This window comes from Streptomyces sp. NPDC045955 (assembly GCF_056430805.1).
Genome location: NZ_JBWKKY010000006.1, coordinates 384742 through 401477 on the forward strand (window position 1 = coordinate 384742; position 16736 = coordinate 401477).

Consider the following 16736-nt stretch of genomic DNA (forward strand, 5'->3'; position numbering starts at 1 on the left):
GCGGGTCAGAGCTTTCCGCCCCGCCCGCCGTCGCGCCGGGCGGGGGAGATGAGCGTCGACAGATAGGGCAGGGGAGTGCCGTCCAGGTCGGCGGCCGGCCGGATCGACTCCTCCGACAGCCCCAGCGCCGACCCCCACACCGCGTCGCCGATCCGCCCGGTCTCCCGCAGGGCCTCGGCGACCTCGTGCGCCTGCCGGCCGAACTTGTAGGCGACGACCGTCCCGGGGCCGGCGAGGGCCTCCTTGAGCACGGTCGACCCCGCCGTGACGGGCACGAGCGTGAGCGGCTCGGTCCCCTCGGTCAGCACGGCGCCCGACCGCGAGGCGAGGTCCTGCATGGCGGTGATCCCGGGCACCGTCTCGACGACGGTCCCCGGCACCGACTCGGCGACGGTCTGCGCGAGATACGTGAACGTGGAGTACACGTTGGGGTCGCCGATGGTCGCGAAGGCGACGGCACGGTGCCCGCGCAGCAGCTCGGCGACCCGCTCGCCCGCCGCGTCCCAGGCCGCCTCGCGCCGCGCCCGGTCGCTGCGCTCGTTCAGCGCGAACACGACGCGGACGACCTTCTCCTCGGGCACGTAGTGCAGCACGGTCGCCTCGGCCCGCCCGCGTTCGCCGCCGTCTTTTCCATCAGACGCAGCCATCACGGGAACGACCACCACATCGGCTTCCCGCAGGGCGTTGACGCCCTTGACGGTCACCAGCTCCGGATCCCCCGGCCCGACCCCGACCCCGACCAGCCTGCTGCTCATGACGTCCGGCACCTCTCCACGAACCGACGGGCGACACCGGGCTCCGCGGCCCAGTGCGTGTGCAGATAGCTCGCGTGCACACCGCGCTGCACGAACCCCTCGACGCGCCGCTGAGGGGCCTTGAGGCCCCAGGCGGGTTCGGCCCCCGCCCCGGGCTCCACGACGGTCCGATGGAACTCGTGCCCGCGCATCCGTGTACCGGCCGCCGCGAGCACACTGTCGCCCACGGCCACCGCGTCCCGATACCCCAGGGTCAGCCGTCCGGTCATCCGTGCCCCGGCGTCCAGCACCCCGCACATCGGCTGCCCGTCCAGCTCCCGGCACAGATACAGCAGCCCGGCACACTCGGCGGCCACGGGCGCACCGCTCTGCGCCAGGTGGGCAACGGCCTTGCGCAGGGGTTCGTTGGCGGACAGCTCGGCGGCGTACACTTCGGGGAACCCGCCCCCGATCACCAACCCCCGTGTCCCTTCGGGCAGTTCCTCGTCCCGCAGTGGATCGAAGGGCACGACGTCGGCACCGGCTGCGGCGAGCAGCTCGGTGTTCTCGGCATAGGAGAAGGTGAACGCCTCACCGCCGGCGACGGCGACCCTCGGCCTCTCGTTGGACCGCGTCGAGTGGTGGGCGGGCGAGGAAACGGCCTCAGCCGCATCCCAGGCCGCACACGACAACACCCCCGCACTCCGCGCCAGCCCCGCCAACGCGTCCAGATCACAACCGTCGGAGACCTGCGCGGCCATCGCCGCGACCGCCTCCACGGCCTCGGCCCGCCGCTCGGCGACCGGCACCAGCCCCAGATGCCGCGACGGCGTGTCCACCTGCGGAGCCCGCCGCAACACCCCGAGCACCGGCACTCCCGTCTGCTCCAAGGCCTCCCGCAGCATCACCTCGTGCCGGTCCGACGCGACCTTGTTCAAAATCACGCCCCCGACCCGCACGTCCGGATCCCAGGAGACGAACCCGTGCACCAGCGCCGCCACCGACCGGGACTGCGACGACGCGTCGACGACCAGCACCACCGGCGCCCGCAACAGCTTCGCGACATGCGCCGTCGAGGCCAGCTCCCCCTCCCCGGCGGCCCCGTCGTACAGCCCCATCACGCCCTCGACGACGGCGAGGTCACACCCGCGCGCTCCGTGCAGGAACAGCGGCCCGACCAGCTCCGGCCCGCACAGATACGCGTCGAGGTTCCGCCCCACCCGCCCGGTCGCGAGCGCGTGGTACCCGGGGTCGATGTAGTCCGGTCCGACCTTGTGCGGGGACACGGCGAGCCCCCGCGCGGCGAACGCGGCCATCAGCCCCGTGGCGACGGTGGTCTTGCCGCTGCCCGACGAGGGCGCGGCGACGACCAGCCGGGGCACGGACGAGGACATCACCACTCGATGCCCCTCTGCCCCTTCTGCCCGGCGTCCATCGGGTGCTTCACCTTGGACATGTCCGTCACGAGGTCGGCGAAGTCCACGAGCTTCTCCGGAGCGTTGCGCCCCGTGATCACCACATGCTGGGTCCCTGGCCGGTTGCGCAGGACGTCCACGACCTCGTCCGTGTCCACCCAGCCCCAGTGCATCGGGTAGGCGAACTCGTCCAGCACGTACAGCCGGTACGTCTGAGCCGCCAGGTCCCGCTTGACCTGCTCCCAGCCCTCCCGGGCCTTCTCCTCGTTGTCCAGCTGCGCGTCGCGCTGCACCCAGGACCAGCCCTCGCCCATCTTGTGCCAGGCGACGGACCCGCCCTCGCCGGAGGCACCGAGCACACGCAGCGCGTTCTCCTCGCCGACCTTCCACTTCGCCGACTTGACGAACTGGAACACCCCGATCGGCCAGCCCTGGTTCCAGGCCCTGAGCGCGAGCCCGAAGGCGGCCGTCGACTTGCCCTTGCCGACTCCCGTGTGCACGACCACGAGCGGCCGGTTCCGGCGCTGTCGGGTCGTCAGACCGTCGTCCGGAATCACACTCGGCTGTCCCTGCGGCATTACGCGGCCCTCCTCGAAGTCCCCTGTACGTCCCTGACCAGCCCGGCGATCGAGTCGGCCCGCAGCTCGTCCAGCGTGACGGCGGTGCCGCCCAGCTCACCGGCGAGCTGCCCGGCGAGTCCCAGCCGCACCGGCCCCGACTCGCAGTCCACGACGACGGACGCGACGCCCTCGGCCGCGAACAGCCGTGCCGCCCGCCCGGCCAGGGCGACCGGCTCCGGGCCCCCGGTGGCCCGCCCGTCCGTCACCAGCACGACCAGCGGCCGCCGTGCCGGATCCCGCAGCCGCTCCACCCGCAGCACGTCGTGCGCGCGCAGCAGCCCGGCGGCGAGCGGCGTACGCCCGCCGGTCGGCAGCGACTCCAGCCGGGCCGCCGCCGCGTCCACGGACGAGGTCGGCGGCAGCGCGACGTCCGCGCCCGAACCCCGGAACGTCACCAGCCCCACCTTGTCGCGCCGCTGGTAGGCGTCCAGCAGCAGCGACAGCACGGCCCCCTTCACGGCACTCATCCGCTGCCGCGCCGCCATCGACCCGGAGGCGTCCACGACGAACAGCACGAGATTGCCCTCGCGTCCCTCGCGGGTGGCCTGCCGCAGATCGTCCCGGCGCACGACAAGACCCGGCCCGGACCGCCCGCGCGCCCGCTGGTGCGGGGCCGCAGCCTGCACGGTCGCCGCCAGGTGCAGCTTCGTGAGCGTGCCCCGAGGCCGCCGGGCCCCGGTCGTCCGCCCGTGCTCGGTCCGCGCCCGCGAGCGCCGCCCGGCGGCCCCCTCGCCGATGCCGGGCACGCTCAGCACCTTGGTCCGGAACGGCTCGGCAGCCCGTACCGCCGACTGCTCACCGGCGCCCGACGGCTGCGGCTGCCCGTTCTCCCCGGCCTCGGGCGTGGCGCCGGTGTCGTCGCCCTGCGGCCCGTCGTCGGACTCCGGCTGTCCGCCGTCCCCGCCGCCCCCGCCGGGCCCGTCCGGCCCCTGGTCGGGGTCAGGGTCGGGGTCCGGCTCGTCGTCCCCGGAGAACTCCTCCAGGGTCTCGTCCAGCTTGTCCTCGTCAAGACCCGGCGCGTCGAAGGGGTTGCGCCGCCGCCGGTGCGGCAGCGCGAGCAGCGCGGCCTGCCGGACGTCCTCCGCGAGCACGTCCGTACGCCCGGCCCAGGCGGCCAGCGCGGTCGCCGTGCGCGCCATCACGATGTCGGCGCGCATGCCGTCGACCTCGAAGGCCGCGCAGGTCGCCGCGATCTGGCGCAGCGCCCCGTCGCCCAGCCGCACGGACGGCAGCAGCTCCCGTGCCGCGACGATCCGTGCCCGTACGTCGGCCTCCTCGTCCGCCCACCGGGCCGCGAAGCCGTCCGGATCGGCGTCGTAGGCGAGCCGCCGCCTGACGACCTCGACCCGCTGGTCGGGGTCCCGCGAGGCCGCGACCTCGACGGTCAGCCCGAACCGGTCGAGCAACTGCGGCCGCAGCTCGCCCTCCTCGGGGTTCATGGTGCCGACGAGGAGGAAGCGGGCCGCGTGCCGTACGGAGACGCCCTCGCGTTCCACGTACGAGGCGCCCATCGCCGCCGCGTCGAGCAGCAGGTCGACCAGGTGGTCGTGGAGGAGGTTGACCTCGTCCACGTAGAGGATGCCGCGGTGCGCGTCGGCGAGCAGGCCGGGCTCGAAGGCCTTCACGCCCTCCGACAGCGCCCGCTCGATGTCCAGCGCGCCCACCAGCCGGTCCTCCGAGGCGCCGACGGGCAGTTCGACCATCCGGGCCGGACGGGCCTGGCCGGCGGTTCCCGGCGCGTGCGGCCCGTCGGGGCAGGCGGGGTCGGGGGAGGCGGGGTCGCAGGAGAAGCGGCACCCGGGGACGACGTCCACCTCCGGCATGAGCGCGGACAGCGCCCGCACGGCGGTCGACTTGGCGGTGCCCTTCTCACCGCGCACCAGCACACCGCCGACCGCCGGCGACACGGCGTTCAGCAGCAGCGCGAGCCGCAGGTCGTCCTGGCCCACCACGGCCGTGAACGGGAACGGGGTGCTCACTTGTCGTCACCTTCCAAGTCGCCTTCGAGCTCCAGGTACGTGGCACGCAGCCGCTCCAGCGTCTCCGCGTCCGGCTCCGCCCACAGTCCGCGGTCGGCGGCCTCCAGCAGCCGCTCGGTGATGCCGCGCAGCGCCCACGGGTTGGACGTCTTCATGAACTCCCGGTTCTCCGGGTCGAAGACGTACTCGGCGCTGAGTTTCTCGTACATCCAGTCGTCCACGACCCCGGCCGTGGCGTCGTACCCGAACAGGTAGTCCACCGTCGCGGCCATCTCGAAGGCGCCCTTGTAGCCGTGCCGCCGCATGGCCGCCATCCAGCGCGGGTTGACCACCCGGGCGCGGAAGACGCGGTGCGTCTCCTCGCCCAGCGTGCGGGTCTTCACCTGGTCCGGGGTGGCCGAATCGCCGACGTACGCCTCGGGGCTCGCGCCCGTCAGATGGCGGACCATGGCGACCATGCCGCCGTGGTACTGGAAGTAGTCGTCGGCGTCGACGAGGTCGTGCTCACGCGTGTCGACGTTCTTCGCGGCGACCGCGATCCGCCGGAACGCCGTCTCCATGTCCCCGCGCGCGGCCCGCCCGTCGAGCCCCCGCCCGTAGGCATAGCCACCCCACACCGCGTACACCTCGGCGAGGTCGGCGTCGGAGCGCCAGTTGCGCGCGTCGATCAGCGGCAGCAGACCGGCCCCGTACGCCCCCGGCTTGGAGCCGAAGATCCGGGCGGTCGCCCGGCGCCGGTCGCCGTGCTCGGCGGTGTCCTCGTCCGCGTGCGCCCGGACGTAGTTCTGCTCGGCGGGCTCGTCCAGCTCGGCGACCGTGCGGACGGCGTCGTCGATCAGCCCCACCACGTGCGGGAACGCGTCCCGGAAGAAGCCGGAGATACGGACCGTCACGTCGATGCGCGGCCGGCCGAGCTCCTCCGGGGGGATCACCTCGAACCCGGTCACCCGGCGCGAGGCGTCGTCCCACACCGGCCGGCAGCCCAGCAGCGCCAGGATCTCGGCGATGTCGTCGCCCTGGGTGCGCATGGCCGAGGTGCCCCACACCGTCAGGCCGACGGACTTCGGGTACGCACCGGTGTCGGTCAGGTACCGCTGCACCAGCGAGTCCGCGAGCGACTGCCCGACCTCCCAGCTCAGCCGGGAGGGAATCGCCTTGGGGTCGACGGAGTAGAAGTTGCGCCCCGTCGGCAGGACGTTGACCAGACCGCGGGTCGGCGAGCCGGAGGGACCCGCCGGGACGTAGCCGCCGTCCAGCGCCCGCAGGATGTGCCCGATCTCGTCGGTGGTCCCGGCCAGCCGCGGCACGACCTCCGTGCAGGCGAACTCCAGCACCGCCACGGCGTCGGCGACGTCCCCGCCGAGCACCTCCCGGACCAGCGCCGGGACCTCTGCGACCGCCCAGCCGCGCTCCTCCATGCCCTCCGCGAGCCGCCGGCACAGCTGCTCCAGCAGGTCGATCGCGTCGGCGGCGGTGCGCGCCGGGCCCGCCACCAGCTCCGTCAGCTCCGCCGGCACCTTCAGCAGAGCGCCCGGCTCGGCCAGCAGCTCCTTCTCCACCAGCCCGAAGTGCTCCGCCAGCGCCGCCCTCAGCCCGGGCAGGGCGTCGGCCTGACCGCCCCACACCTGCGAGGCGCGCAGCACCGCCAGCACGAGGTTGACGCGCGGCTCGCCGACCGGGCCGCCGCCCAGGATGTGCAGGCCGTCGCGGATCTGCACGTCCTTGATCTCGCACAGATAGCCGTCGATGTGCATGACGAACTCGTCGAACGCCTCGTCGTCCGGCTGCTCGTCGACATGCAGGTCGTGATGGAGCTCGGCGGCCTTCACGAGGGTCCAGATCTGCGCGCGCACGGCCGGCGCCTTCGCCGGGTCCAGGTCGCAGACGAGCGCGTACTCGTCCAGGAGCTGCTCCAGCTTGGCCAGGTCGCCGTAGGTGTCGGCGCGGGCCATCGGCGGCACCAGGTGGTCGACGACCGTGGCGTGCCCGCGCCGCTTGGCCTGGGTGCCCTCGCCCGGGTCGTTGACGATGAACGGGTAGATCAGGGGCAGCTCCCCGAGCACGGCGTCCGGGGCGCACCCGCCGCTGAGCCCGAGGCCCTTGCCGGGCAGCCACTCCAGCGTGCCGTGCTTGCCCATGTGCACGATCGCGTCCGCGCCGAAACTGTTCTCCAGCCAGCGGTAGGCCGCCAGGTAGTGGTGGGACGGCGGCATGTCCGGGTCGTGGTAGATCGCGATCGGGTTCTCGCCGAAGCCGCGCGGCGGCTGGATCATCACCACCACGTTCCCGAACTGCAGGGACGCCAGCACGATGTCGTCCCCGTCGACGTAGAGGCTGCCCGGCGGCTCGCCCCACGCCTCGGTCATGGCGTCCCGCAGCTCCGGGTCGAGCTTGTCGAACCAGGCCCGGTAGTCCGCCAGCGGCACCCGCGCGGGCGCGGCGGCCAGCTGCTCGTCCGTCAGCCACTCCACGTCGTGCCCGCCGGCCTCGATGAGCCGGTGGATCAGTTCGTCGCCCTGGTCCGGGTACGCGGTGAGGCCGTACCCGGCTTCCTTCAGGGCGTCCAGCACCCGCACCGCCGAGGCCGGGGTGTCCAGCCCGACGGCGTTGCCGACCCGCGAGTGCTTGGTCGGGTACGCGGTGAAGACGAGCGCGAGCTTCTTCTCGGCGTTCGCCTTGTGCTTCAACCGCGCGTGCCGTACGGCGATCCCGGCGACCCGCGCGGCGCGCTCCGGGTCGGCGACGTACACGGGCACGTCGTCCGCGCCCTGCTCCTTGAACGAGAACGGCACGGTGATCAGTCGCCCGTCGAACTCCGGGATCGCCACCTGCATCGCGGCGTCCATGGGGGACAGGGCGGCGTCGGACGCCTCCCAGGCGCTCCGTGAGGACGTCAGGCACAGCCCCTGCAGCACCGGGATGTTCAGCTCGGCGAGGGCGCCGATGTCCCAGGACTCCTCGTCACCGCCCGCCGAGGCCTGCGAGGCGTGGGTGCCGCCGGCGGCGAGGACGGTGGCGACGAGGGCGTCCGCCCGGCCGAGGATCTCGTACAGCCCCGCGTCGGCCCCGCGCAGCGAACCGCAGTACACGGGAAGCGCGTTGGCGCCCCGCGCCTCGATCGCGTCGCACAGCGTGTCCACGAAGGCGGTGTTGCCGCTCAGCTCGTGCGCCCGGTAGAAGAGCACGCCGACGGTCGGCCGGCCCTCGACCCGCGCGCGCTCGCCCCGGACGCCGTACTCCGGCATCCGCTCGGGCGCGGCGAACCCCTCGCCCGTGAGCAGCACGGTGTCGGACAGGAACCGCGCCAGCTCGGCGAGGTTGGCCGGTCCGCCCGCCACGAGGTACTTCAGCGCCTCCGCGACGACACCGGCCGGCACCGACGACTCGGCCATCAGCTCCGCGTCGGGCACCGCCTCGCCGCCCAGCAGCACGGTCGGGACGCCGGAGGCCTTCAGCGCGGCGAGCCCGTCCTCCCAGGCCCGCTTGCCGCCGAGCAGCCGTACGACGGCGATGTCCGCGCCGTCGAGGAGAGCCGGAAGCTCCTCCCGGACGTCCACGCGGGTCGGGTTGCCGATCCGGTACGAGGCACCGGAGGCGGCCCGGGCCGCCAGCAGGTCCGTATCGGCGGTCGACAACAACAACACAGTGCTCATGCGGGTGCTCCCGGTGGAATGAAGGGCAGTCCTCGCGGCGCGCCCGACTCGATGAGCCGCCACAGCGCGTCCGTGTCCGCGTGCTGTTCGATCAGGTCGCCGAGCCGGTCGAGCTGCTCCTCGCGCAGCGCGGCGAACGAGGTGTCCGGCGCCGGTACGAAGCGGCGCCCCGCGGCGGCCGCCACCTCGCGCAGGAAGGCCCGCCGGAACCCGTCCGACTCCAGCGAGCCGTGCCAGTGCGTGCCCCAGGTCTGGCCGACCCGGCAGCCGTCCAGGAAGGCTGCGCCTCCCTGGACGTCGGCGACGCCGTGATGGATCTCGTAGCCCTCCACGCGCTCCCCGAGAGCCTCGCCCTCCGGCCGCGTCAGGGTCTTCTCGCGGGCGAACCGCACCCGCACGGGCAGGACCCCGAGCCCCCCGACATGGCCCCGGCGGCTCTCGACGTCGTCCTCGATGTGCTCGCCGAGGATCTGGAAGCCGCCGCAGATCCCGAGGACGGGTCGCTGCTCGGCGGCCCTGCGGACCAGGGCCTCGGCGAGCCCCCGCTCGTGCAGCCACTCCAGCGCACGGACGGTTCCCCGGGTCCCGGGCACGATGACGAGGTCGGCGTCGGCGAGTTCCTCCGGCCGGTCCACGAACCGCACGACGACACCGGGTTCGGCGGCCAGCGCGTCGACGTCCGTGAAGTTGGACATCAGCGGAACGGCACAGACGGCGACACGCAGCACGTCCTCGCCGACCGGCGGGGCGACGACGGACTCGCGGACCGTTCCCCGCAGGGAGACGCGCAGCCCGTCCTCCTCGTCGATCCCGAGACCGTGGCGGAAGGGCAGGACGCCGTACGTACGCCGCCCGGTGAGGCCCTGGAGCATGTCGAGCCCCGGCTCCAGCAGGGAGACGTCCCCCCGGAACTTGTTGACGAGGAACCCGGCGACGCAACTCTGGTCCTCGCGCGACAGCAGCGCGACCGTCCCGAAGAACGAGGCGAAGACACCGCCCCGGTCGATGTCGCCGACGACGAGCACGGGGAGCCCGGCGTTGCGGGCGATCCCCATGTTGACGATGTCGGTCCGCCGCAGGTTGATCTCGGCGGGACTGCCCGCCCCCTCACAGATCACCGCGTCATACGTGCCCCGCAACTGCTCCAGGCAGTCCAGCACGGTACCGAGCAGCTTCTGCTGGCGTCCGCCGTGGTACCCGCGTGCGCTGAGCTCCCCGACCGGCTTGCCCAGCAGCACGACCTGACTGCTGCTCTCGCCGCCGGGCTTGAGCAGCACCGGGTTCATCAGCGCGGTCGGCTCGACGCGGCAGGCCTGCGCCTGCATGGCCTGCGCCCGCCCGATCTCGGCCCCCTCCTTCGTCACGAACGAATTGAGGGACATGTTCTGCGCCTTGAAGGGCGCGACCTTGACGCCCTGCCGCACCAGCCACCGGCAGATCCCGGCCGTCACGACGCTCTTGCCGGCGTCGGAGGTGGTACCGGCGACGAGAAGCCCACCGCCCGTCATGACGTACTCCCTTTCGCGATGCGGCGCGCGGCGGCACAGACGCCGAGCGCGAGCCAGCCGACACGCCTGGACAGCCGTACGGCCCGTTCGATGTCCCGGGTGGCGACGGCCCGCCCGGCCCCGTTGAGCACGGGCCGGTGCTCGACGCGCCCGCCGTACGACAGGGTCCCGCCCAGCCGCACCCCGAGCGCCCCGGCGAACGAGGCCTCCACGGGCCCGGCGTTGGGGCTCGGATGCCGGTCGGCGTCGGCACGCCAGGCCCTGACCGCTCCCCGTGGGTCGTCTCCTGCCAGGGCCGCGAGCACGGCGGTCAGCCGGGCCCCCGGCCAGCCCGCGAGATCGTCCAGCCGCGCGGAGGCCCACCCGTAGCGCCGGTATCGGGCCGACTTGTGCCCGACCATGGCGTCGAGGGTGTTGACGGCCCGGAACCCGAGGAGCCCCGGCACACCGCCGACGGCCCCCCACACGAGCGCCCCCACGACCGCGTCGGAGGTGTTCTCGGCGACGGACTCGACCACGGCCCGGGCGATCCCGTCGGCGTCGAGCGCCTGCGGATCCCGCCCGCACAGATGCGGCAGCCGCGCCCGGGCGCCTTCGACGTCCCCCACCTCCAGGGCACGCCCGACGGCTCGTGCCTCCCGCGCGAGCGAAGTCCCCCCGACCACGGCCCAGGTGGCGGCACCGGTCAGCGCGACGGACGCGACGGCGGAGTCCCGCACGGCGCGCGCGGCGACGCCCCCGAGCGCGACGGCTCCTCCGGCGCACACCACGGTGTGCAGCGCGCCCCATCCCCGGTGGTCCCGCCACAGCACCCGTTCCACGGCGCCCGCGGCCCGCCCGAACACGGCGACCGGATGCCCCCGGCGCGGATCGCCGAGCAGCAGGTCACCGATCAGACCGGCGGCGGCGCCGTACGCGAAGACGCGACCGGCACCCATGGGCTCAGCCGGCCGCAGGGGCGGGCAGGGGTGGGGTACTGAACCTCGATCGGCAGCCGCGCATGGCGATATGTCCTCACTCAGGGTGTCCACGCCCTGGTTCGACTAGACCGGCGGTGAGAGTTCCTGGCTCCCGGGGATTGCTACCCCGGTGACAGTGGCGGGACCGCGCCGGACTTCCACCGGCTTCCTCTCCTGCCGCCGTTAATGGCCCCGGCAGTCCACCACGGCCGGGATCAGTCGTCAACTTGCCGTTGACCTGCGAGGGGAGAGTGTGCAGAAGCCCACACCGCGCCCCTGCCACACGACGACCGGGCGGGACAGGACGGAAGTCCTGTCCCGCCCGGCGGGAACCTCGTGCGGTCAGGCCGTCAGGCCACGATCAGATAGATCCCGTACCCCACAGCCGCCGCGCACGCCGCGAAGCACGCGTACGCGCCCGTCACCGCGAGCCCCGCGGACCCGCCGGCAGCCACCGCCCGTTCGCGGCGGGACAGGCCGGTGATGCCGAGGGTGAACAGGCCCACCAGGGCCACGGTGACCACGAGGCTGACGCCGAAGACGGAACCGAGGGCGGCCCAGTCGATTTTCATGGCAGAGGTTCTCCTTGTAACCGAGTGGGCGGGATCAGACCGGGGTGGTCGTGGTGGAGGGCCGGCGTTCGGCCGGGGCCGGGGCCGCCGGTGCCGGGATCGTGGCACTCGGCTCGTCCGTGGCCGCGCCACCCGTGGGCGGCGGCGTCACCGCGGCCATCGCCGTGGTCACCACACCGGCCGGCTCCGCCTCGTCGGTGTCGTTGACGTTGGTGTGGTCGACGACCTGACGCCGCGAGAGCTTCCAGATCGCCGCGCTGGAGGCGACGAGGAAGACGGCCACCACCGCGGTGCCCCAGCTGCCGAAGCCGGTGACGTACTCGGCGAGCGCGCCCACCAGGGCCGCCGCCGGCAGCGTCAGGCCCCAGGCGACGAACATCCGCGTCGCCGTCGACCAGCGGACGACACCGCCCTTGCGGCCGAGCCCGGCGCCCATCACCGAGCCGGAGACGGAGTGGGTGGTGGAGAGGGAGAAGCCGATGTGCGAGGAGGCCAGGATGACCGTGGCCGCGCTGGTCTGGGCGGCGAAGCCCTGCTGCGGCTGGAGGTCGGTCAGGCCCTTGCCCATGGTGCGGATGATGCGCCAGCCGCCGAGGTACGTGCCGAGCGCGATGGCGAGACCCGCCGAGAGGATGACCCAGGTGGGCGGGTCGGAGTCGGGGGCGACGGCGCCGCCGGCCACCAGGGCGAGGGTGATGACACCCATCGTCTTCTGGGCGTCGTTCGTGCCGTGGGCCAGCGAGACCAGGCCCGCGGAGGCGATCTGGCCGGCCCGGTAGCCCTTCTCGGAGGCCTTGCCGTCGGCCTTCTTGCCGAGGGAGTACGTCAGCCGGGTCGCGAGCATCGCCGCGATGCCCGCGACCAGCGGGGCGGCGATCGCCGGGATCAGGACCTTGGTGACCAGCACGTCGCCGTGGACCGCGCCGACGCCCGCCGAGGCGATCGTGGCGCCGATCAGGCCGCCCATCAGGGCGTGCGAGGAACTCGACGGCAGGCCGACCAGCCAGGTCAGCAGGTTCCAGAGGATCGCTCCGACCAGGGCGGCGAAGATGACCTCGGGACGGATGCCGGTCTCGTCGACGAGACCTTTGGAGATCGTGTTGGCGACTTCCACCGACAGGAAGGCGCCGACCAGGTTGAGGACGGCGGACATGGCGACGGCGACCTTGGGCCGCATGGCGCCCGTGGAAATGGTCGTGGCCATCGCGTTCGCCGTGTCGTGGAAACCGTTCGTGAAATCGAACGCGAGTGCGGTTACCACCACAATCGCGAGGATCAGCGAGAAGCTTTCCATTTACCCAGGCAATCGTTCGAGGTCATTGGCTCGTCGAACGTAGGTAATCCGAGTGAACGGAAGATGAACTGAGGGGGGCGCGGGGGTGTCCGTGGTCGAGGCTTTCGCGTCCCGGCCGGGGGCGGGGTGGTATGCACCTTTTCGTATACACGGCTTCCGGCCTGAAGTGGACCCGCCCGACGGCGCGTTGGGGGCCCGCCTGGCAGGATCGCCGCATGGCTGAGCAGCGAGGCGACGGGCGGGACACACGAGACGTGGGGGAGTCGCGGCGCAGGAGCGTGCGCCCTGAGGAGGCGCGCGCCTGGGAGGAACTCGTCACGACCGCCCGCCGGACCGTCTCCGACGGACTCGTCGTCGGCACGTCCGGGAACGTCTCGGTGCGCGTCGGGGACACGGTCCTGGTCACGCCCTCGGGCGTCCCCTACGACCGGCTGGAGCCGGACGACGTGACGGGCGTCGACCTCGACGGCCGGCAGGTCCTCGGCACGCTCGTCCCGACCAGCGAGCTGCCCATGCACCTCGCGGTCTACCGCACGACCGGCGCCCGTGCCGTCGTCCACACCCACGCCGTGCACGCGACGGCCGTATCGACGCTCGTGAGCGAGCTGCCACTGATCCACTACATGGCCGCCGCGCTCGGCGGGCCCGTCCGGGTCGCCCCGTACGCCACGTACGGCACCGCCGAGCTGGCCGAGAACATGCTCCGCGCCCTCGCCGACCGCTCCGGCTGCCTCCTCCAGAACCACGGCACCGTCACTCACGGCGCGTCCCTGGGCCAGGCCTACGACCGCACGGCCCAGCTGGAATGGATGTGCCGCCTGTGGCTGACCGCCGCATCGGTCCCGGGCCTGTCCCCGAGCCTGCTGTCGGGGGAGCAGCTGGCGGAGGTCCAGGAACAACTGCGGGGCTACGGGCAACGCGGCTGACACTCGGCCCGGACGCCCCGTCCCGCCGGGCTTGCCCGGACGCCCCGGGCCGACGGATCCGGCCTGCCGCCCCCGGGCCGACGGGTCTGCCCGGACGCCCCGTCCCGCCCCGTCCCGCCCCGGCTGCCTCGGCGCACCGGCCGGGGATGCCACCGGTGCGCCGCCGACGCCGCCAACCCGCGCGGCTCTCCTGGGGAGGGGCTGCCCGTCTGGGCCGCGCGCTGCCCCCCCGGGGCCCATCACCCCGCCGCTGCCGCCCACTGGTCCGTCGCCGGGTCCGCCGGGACACTGGAGCCGTGCGCACTGCCAGAGCGACGGCCGCTGCCGTCACCGCCGTGATCGGAGCCGGCGCGGCCGCCGTGGCCGCCGGACGGTTCGCCAGTGACGCCGCGCTCAAGGCGCCTCCCGGCAGGCCCCTGCCCACCGAACCCCGGCTCACCGTGCACGGCACCGCCGAGGGGCAGATCAGCCTCACCCGGGACCTGGCCGCCCTGCGGCCCGGCCGCTACGGCCTGTCCGGCGACGGTTCCCACGCGGTCGTCGGGCCCGTCCTGACCGGCGCCTCGGACACCGCCGACACCGTCGTACGCCGCCTGGAGAGCGTCACGCACGGCACCCTGAAACCCGGCGACAAGGCCTGGCTCACCCCCAACGTCCACGTCGGCAACCCGAGCGCCGCCCTCGGCATCGAACACGCCGACGTCGACATCCCCGGCGAACTCGGTCCCCTGCCCGCCTGGTTCGTGCCCGGCGCCCGGGACACCTGGGTGATCGCCGTCCACGGCCTCGGCACCACCCGGGAACTCGCCATGAACGTCATGGGGTTCCTGCACCGCAACCACGTGCCCGTGCTCGCCCTCGCCTACCGCGGCGACCTGGGCGCACCCCGCCCGCCCGACGGCCTGAACCACCTCGGCGAGACCGAGTGGCGCGACCTCGACGCGGCGATCCGCTACGCCGTGCGCCACGGCGCCCGCCAGGTCGTCCTGCACGGCTGGTCCACCGGCGCCACCATGGCCCTGCGCGCCGCCGCGCACTCGGGGCTGCGCGACCGCGTCTGCGGGCTCGTCCTGGACTCCCCGGTGCTCAGCTGGGAGACCACCCTGCGCGCCCTCGCCGCGGCCCGCCACACCCCGGGCGCGCTGCTGCCCCTGGCGGTCCGCGCCGCACAGGGCCGCACCGGTCTGTACGGCGACCGCGTCCCGGACGCGTCCCCCGCCGCCGGGCTCCGGGTCCCGGCACTCGTCTTCCACGGACCGGACGACACGGTGGCCCCCTGGCAGCTCTCCCGCCGGCTCGCCGACGCCCGCCCCGACATGGTCGCCTTCCGCACCGTCGGCAACGCGCCCCACTCGGCGATGTGGAACGCCGACCCGCAGGGCTACGAGGAAGCCCTGCGACGCTTCCTGACACCTCTCATATGACCCCTGGCCCCGCACACCGGCCTCGTGCACCGGCCTCCACACCGGCCGTTCACGTCCCCTTCGCCCCGTCGCAACCACCCGGTTCCGCTCCCCGCAGACCGGTCGGGAAGATTCCGTTTAGCGTCGTACCACTGGCCTGTTTGCGGCCCTCGACCATTCACGGGGCCCCGTGCGTTGGCCATCCCCGTCGCCCGCCGTGACATTCCGTTTGGGTTTTCGGACCGTCAACCGGAAGACTGCCCTCGTGACGTCCCGTATCCCGCGCGACTCCAGGCTTCGACTCGTCCGCCCGCGACCCCTGGCCGCCGCCCCCAGAGCGATGAACCAGCGGCGCTCGCGCCGCCCCGCACCGCGCCCCCCGGAGGGCACCCCGGCACCGGCGGAGCTGGCCAGAATGGCACGCTCAGGTCTGGCCGACGCGGCCCGCGTCGCCCGCTGGGCCGACACCGAGCTCGGCCCCGGCCGGGGCAGCGCCACCGCCGACGGCAAGGCCACCCTCTCCGCCGCGACCGCCGAACGGGCCGCCCACGAGCTGGGCCTGACCCCGGATCAGGTCAGAGCCGACTGGGACACCGCCCGGCTCGCCGGTCTCGTCGAGGTGCACGGCGACAGTGCCCGCCCCGGCTGGCGGCTGCGCGCCTGGGACCGCGACGACAGTGCCGTCCTGCGGGGCTGGGTCGCCCTCTTCGACGCCTGGTCGCTCGCCTGTCCGCAACCCGAGGACCACGAGCCCGCCGCCGTCGCCGAGGTCGTCTCGGCCATGCCGCAGGTGCTCTCGTTCCTCCAGCTGTCCGCCGGCCCCGTCCCCGTGGAGCAGCTCCTCGACCTCCTCGAGCAGCGCGTCACCGAATTGCGCACCGCACGCTGCGAGATCCCCTACGGCCCGCAGCCCGAGCCGCCGGCCGAACCGGCGCCCACCGACGCGCCCCTCGCCCCGCTCCTCGACTGGGCCCTGCGCGCCCTCGCCTCCGTCGGCGCCCTCACCTACGGCGACGGCCAGGCCACGCTCACCCCGCTCGGCAGCTGGGCCGTCTGGGTCAAGCTGGAGCAGATCTGCGTCGCCGCGCAGAGCCCCGCCGGGAACATCGAGCAGGCCGCCGAGGACATGCTCCGCGGCTGCGCCCAGCTGCGCCCGAACGCCGCCCGCGCCGAGTACCGGGCCTGGCTCGCCGCCCGCACCGTCGGCAGCGCCGTCACCGAGCTCCTGGCCGCAGCCCGCGGCGAGGACGCCCTGCTGCGCGGCCTCGCCTTCGAGGCACTGCGCGTGGTCGGCGCCCCCGCCGAGCCGGACGTCCGCGCCGTGCTGGACGAGCCGACGCTCAGGCCGTACGCGCTGCTGTGGCTGGCCGAGCACGACGGGACCGACCCCGAGGACGCCCACGAGGTCCTCACCCGGGAGGAGGCGACCTGGCTGTGGGTGGACACCGCGGCCGCCGTCGCCGACCACGGTGAGGCGCCGCTGCTCGTGCGCCACCTGGAGTCCGCCGTGCAGCCGACCGTCCCGATGCTGCTGGACGAAGTGCGCGCCGTGGGGCACCCGCGGACCGTGCAGGTCCTGGTCGCCCTCGCCGCGGCGCACCCCGACCCGGCCCTGGCCAAGGCCGTACGCCGGGCCGCCTTCCAGGTGCACACCGGCGGCAGCTAGGGGCGGG

General features: G+C 73.9%; 12 protein-coding genes and 1 riboswitch. Of the genes, 3 read left to right on the top strand and 9 right to left on the bottom strand.

The window, feature by feature from the left end; translation table 11 throughout:
- Positions 1-5: 5 nt before the first annotated feature.
- From cobI to AC07F0_RS15575, 9 genes are all read right to left on the bottom strand, one after another.
- Positions 6-755 carry a precorrin-2 C(20)-methyltransferase gene (cobI, locus tag AC07F0_RS15535; protein ID WP_478978966.1) on the bottom strand — a complete coding sequence of 250 codons (750 nt, stop codon included), beginning with the start codon at positions 753-755 and terminating at the stop codon, positions 6-8.
- Positions 752-2128, bottom strand: a complete 1377-nt coding sequence (locus AC07F0_RS15540; protein ID WP_478978969.1) for a cobyrinate a,c-diamide synthase — start codon at positions 2126-2128, stop codon at positions 752-754. Before AC07F0_RS15540 ends, cobI begins: the two co-directional genes overlap by 4 nt.
- Positions 2128-2727: a cob(I)yrinic acid a,c-diamide adenosyltransferase gene (gene cobO / locus AC07F0_RS15545; RefSeq protein ID WP_184982334.1), complete on the bottom strand. Its 600-nt coding sequence runs from the start codon at positions 2725-2727 to the stop codon at positions 2128-2130. Before cobO ends, AC07F0_RS15540 begins: the two co-directional genes overlap by 1 nt.
- Positions 2727-4748, bottom strand: coding sequence for a putative cobaltochelatase (locus AC07F0_RS15550; protein WP_478978972.1), 2022 nt, complete (start codon positions 4746-4748; stop codon positions 2727-2729). The genes cobO and AC07F0_RS15550 overlap by 1 nt, the downstream gene beginning before the upstream one ends.
- Positions 4745-8401: a cobaltochelatase subunit CobN gene (cobN, locus tag AC07F0_RS15555; protein WP_478978975.1), complete on the bottom strand. Its 3657-nt coding sequence runs from the start codon at positions 8399-8401 to the stop codon at positions 4745-4747. Before cobN ends, AC07F0_RS15550 begins: the two co-directional genes overlap by 4 nt.
- Positions 8398-9909, bottom strand: a complete 1512-nt coding sequence (locus AC07F0_RS15560) for a cobyric acid synthase (RefSeq protein ID WP_478978978.1) — start codon at positions 9907-9909, stop codon at positions 8398-8400. Before AC07F0_RS15560 ends, cobN begins: the two co-directional genes overlap by 4 nt.
- The gene (locus AC07F0_RS15565) at positions 9906-10847 is read right to left on the bottom strand and encodes a cobalamin biosynthesis protein (RefSeq protein ID WP_478978981.1); all 942 of its coding nucleotides are present in this window, start codon (positions 10845-10847) and stop codon (positions 9906-9908) included. Before AC07F0_RS15565 ends, AC07F0_RS15560 begins: the two co-directional genes overlap by 4 nt.
- Positions 10848-10948: 101 nt before the next feature.
- A riboswitch (cobalamin riboswitch) is annotated at positions 10949-11088 on the bottom strand.
- Positions 11089-11218: 130 nt separating this feature from the next.
- Positions 11219-11440: a hypothetical protein gene (locus AC07F0_RS15570; RefSeq protein WP_086606028.1), complete on the bottom strand. Its 222-nt coding sequence runs from the start codon at positions 11438-11440 to the stop codon at positions 11219-11221.
- 34 nt (positions 11441-11474) lie between these two features.
- Entirely contained in the window at positions 11475-12734 is a 1260-nt protein-coding gene (locus AC07F0_RS15575; RefSeq protein WP_478978984.1) for an inorganic phosphate transporter, read from the bottom strand.
- 215 nt (positions 12735-12949) lie between these two features.
- On the opposite strand from AC07F0_RS15575, the gene AC07F0_RS15580 reads away from it, so the two are divergent.
- The 3 genes from AC07F0_RS15580 (at position 12950) to AC07F0_RS15590 (ending at position 16729) form a co-directional block, all read left to right on the top strand.
- Positions 12950-13660, top strand: a complete 711-nt coding sequence (locus tag AC07F0_RS15580; protein WP_478978986.1) for a class II aldolase/adducin family protein — start codon at positions 12950-12952, stop codon at positions 13658-13660.
- Positions 13661-13956: 296 nt separating this feature from the next.
- Positions 13957-15084: an alpha/beta hydrolase gene (locus AC07F0_RS15585; RefSeq protein ID WP_478978989.1), complete on the top strand. Its 1128-nt coding sequence runs from the start codon at positions 13957-13959 to the stop codon at positions 15082-15084.
- 244 nt (positions 15085-15328) lie between these two features.
- Positions 15329-16729 carry a hypothetical protein gene (locus tag AC07F0_RS15590; RefSeq protein ID WP_436726748.1) on the top strand — a complete coding sequence of 467 codons (1401 nt, stop codon included), beginning with the start codon at positions 15329-15331 and terminating at the stop codon, positions 16727-16729.
- Positions 16730-16736 lie beyond the last annotated feature (7 nt).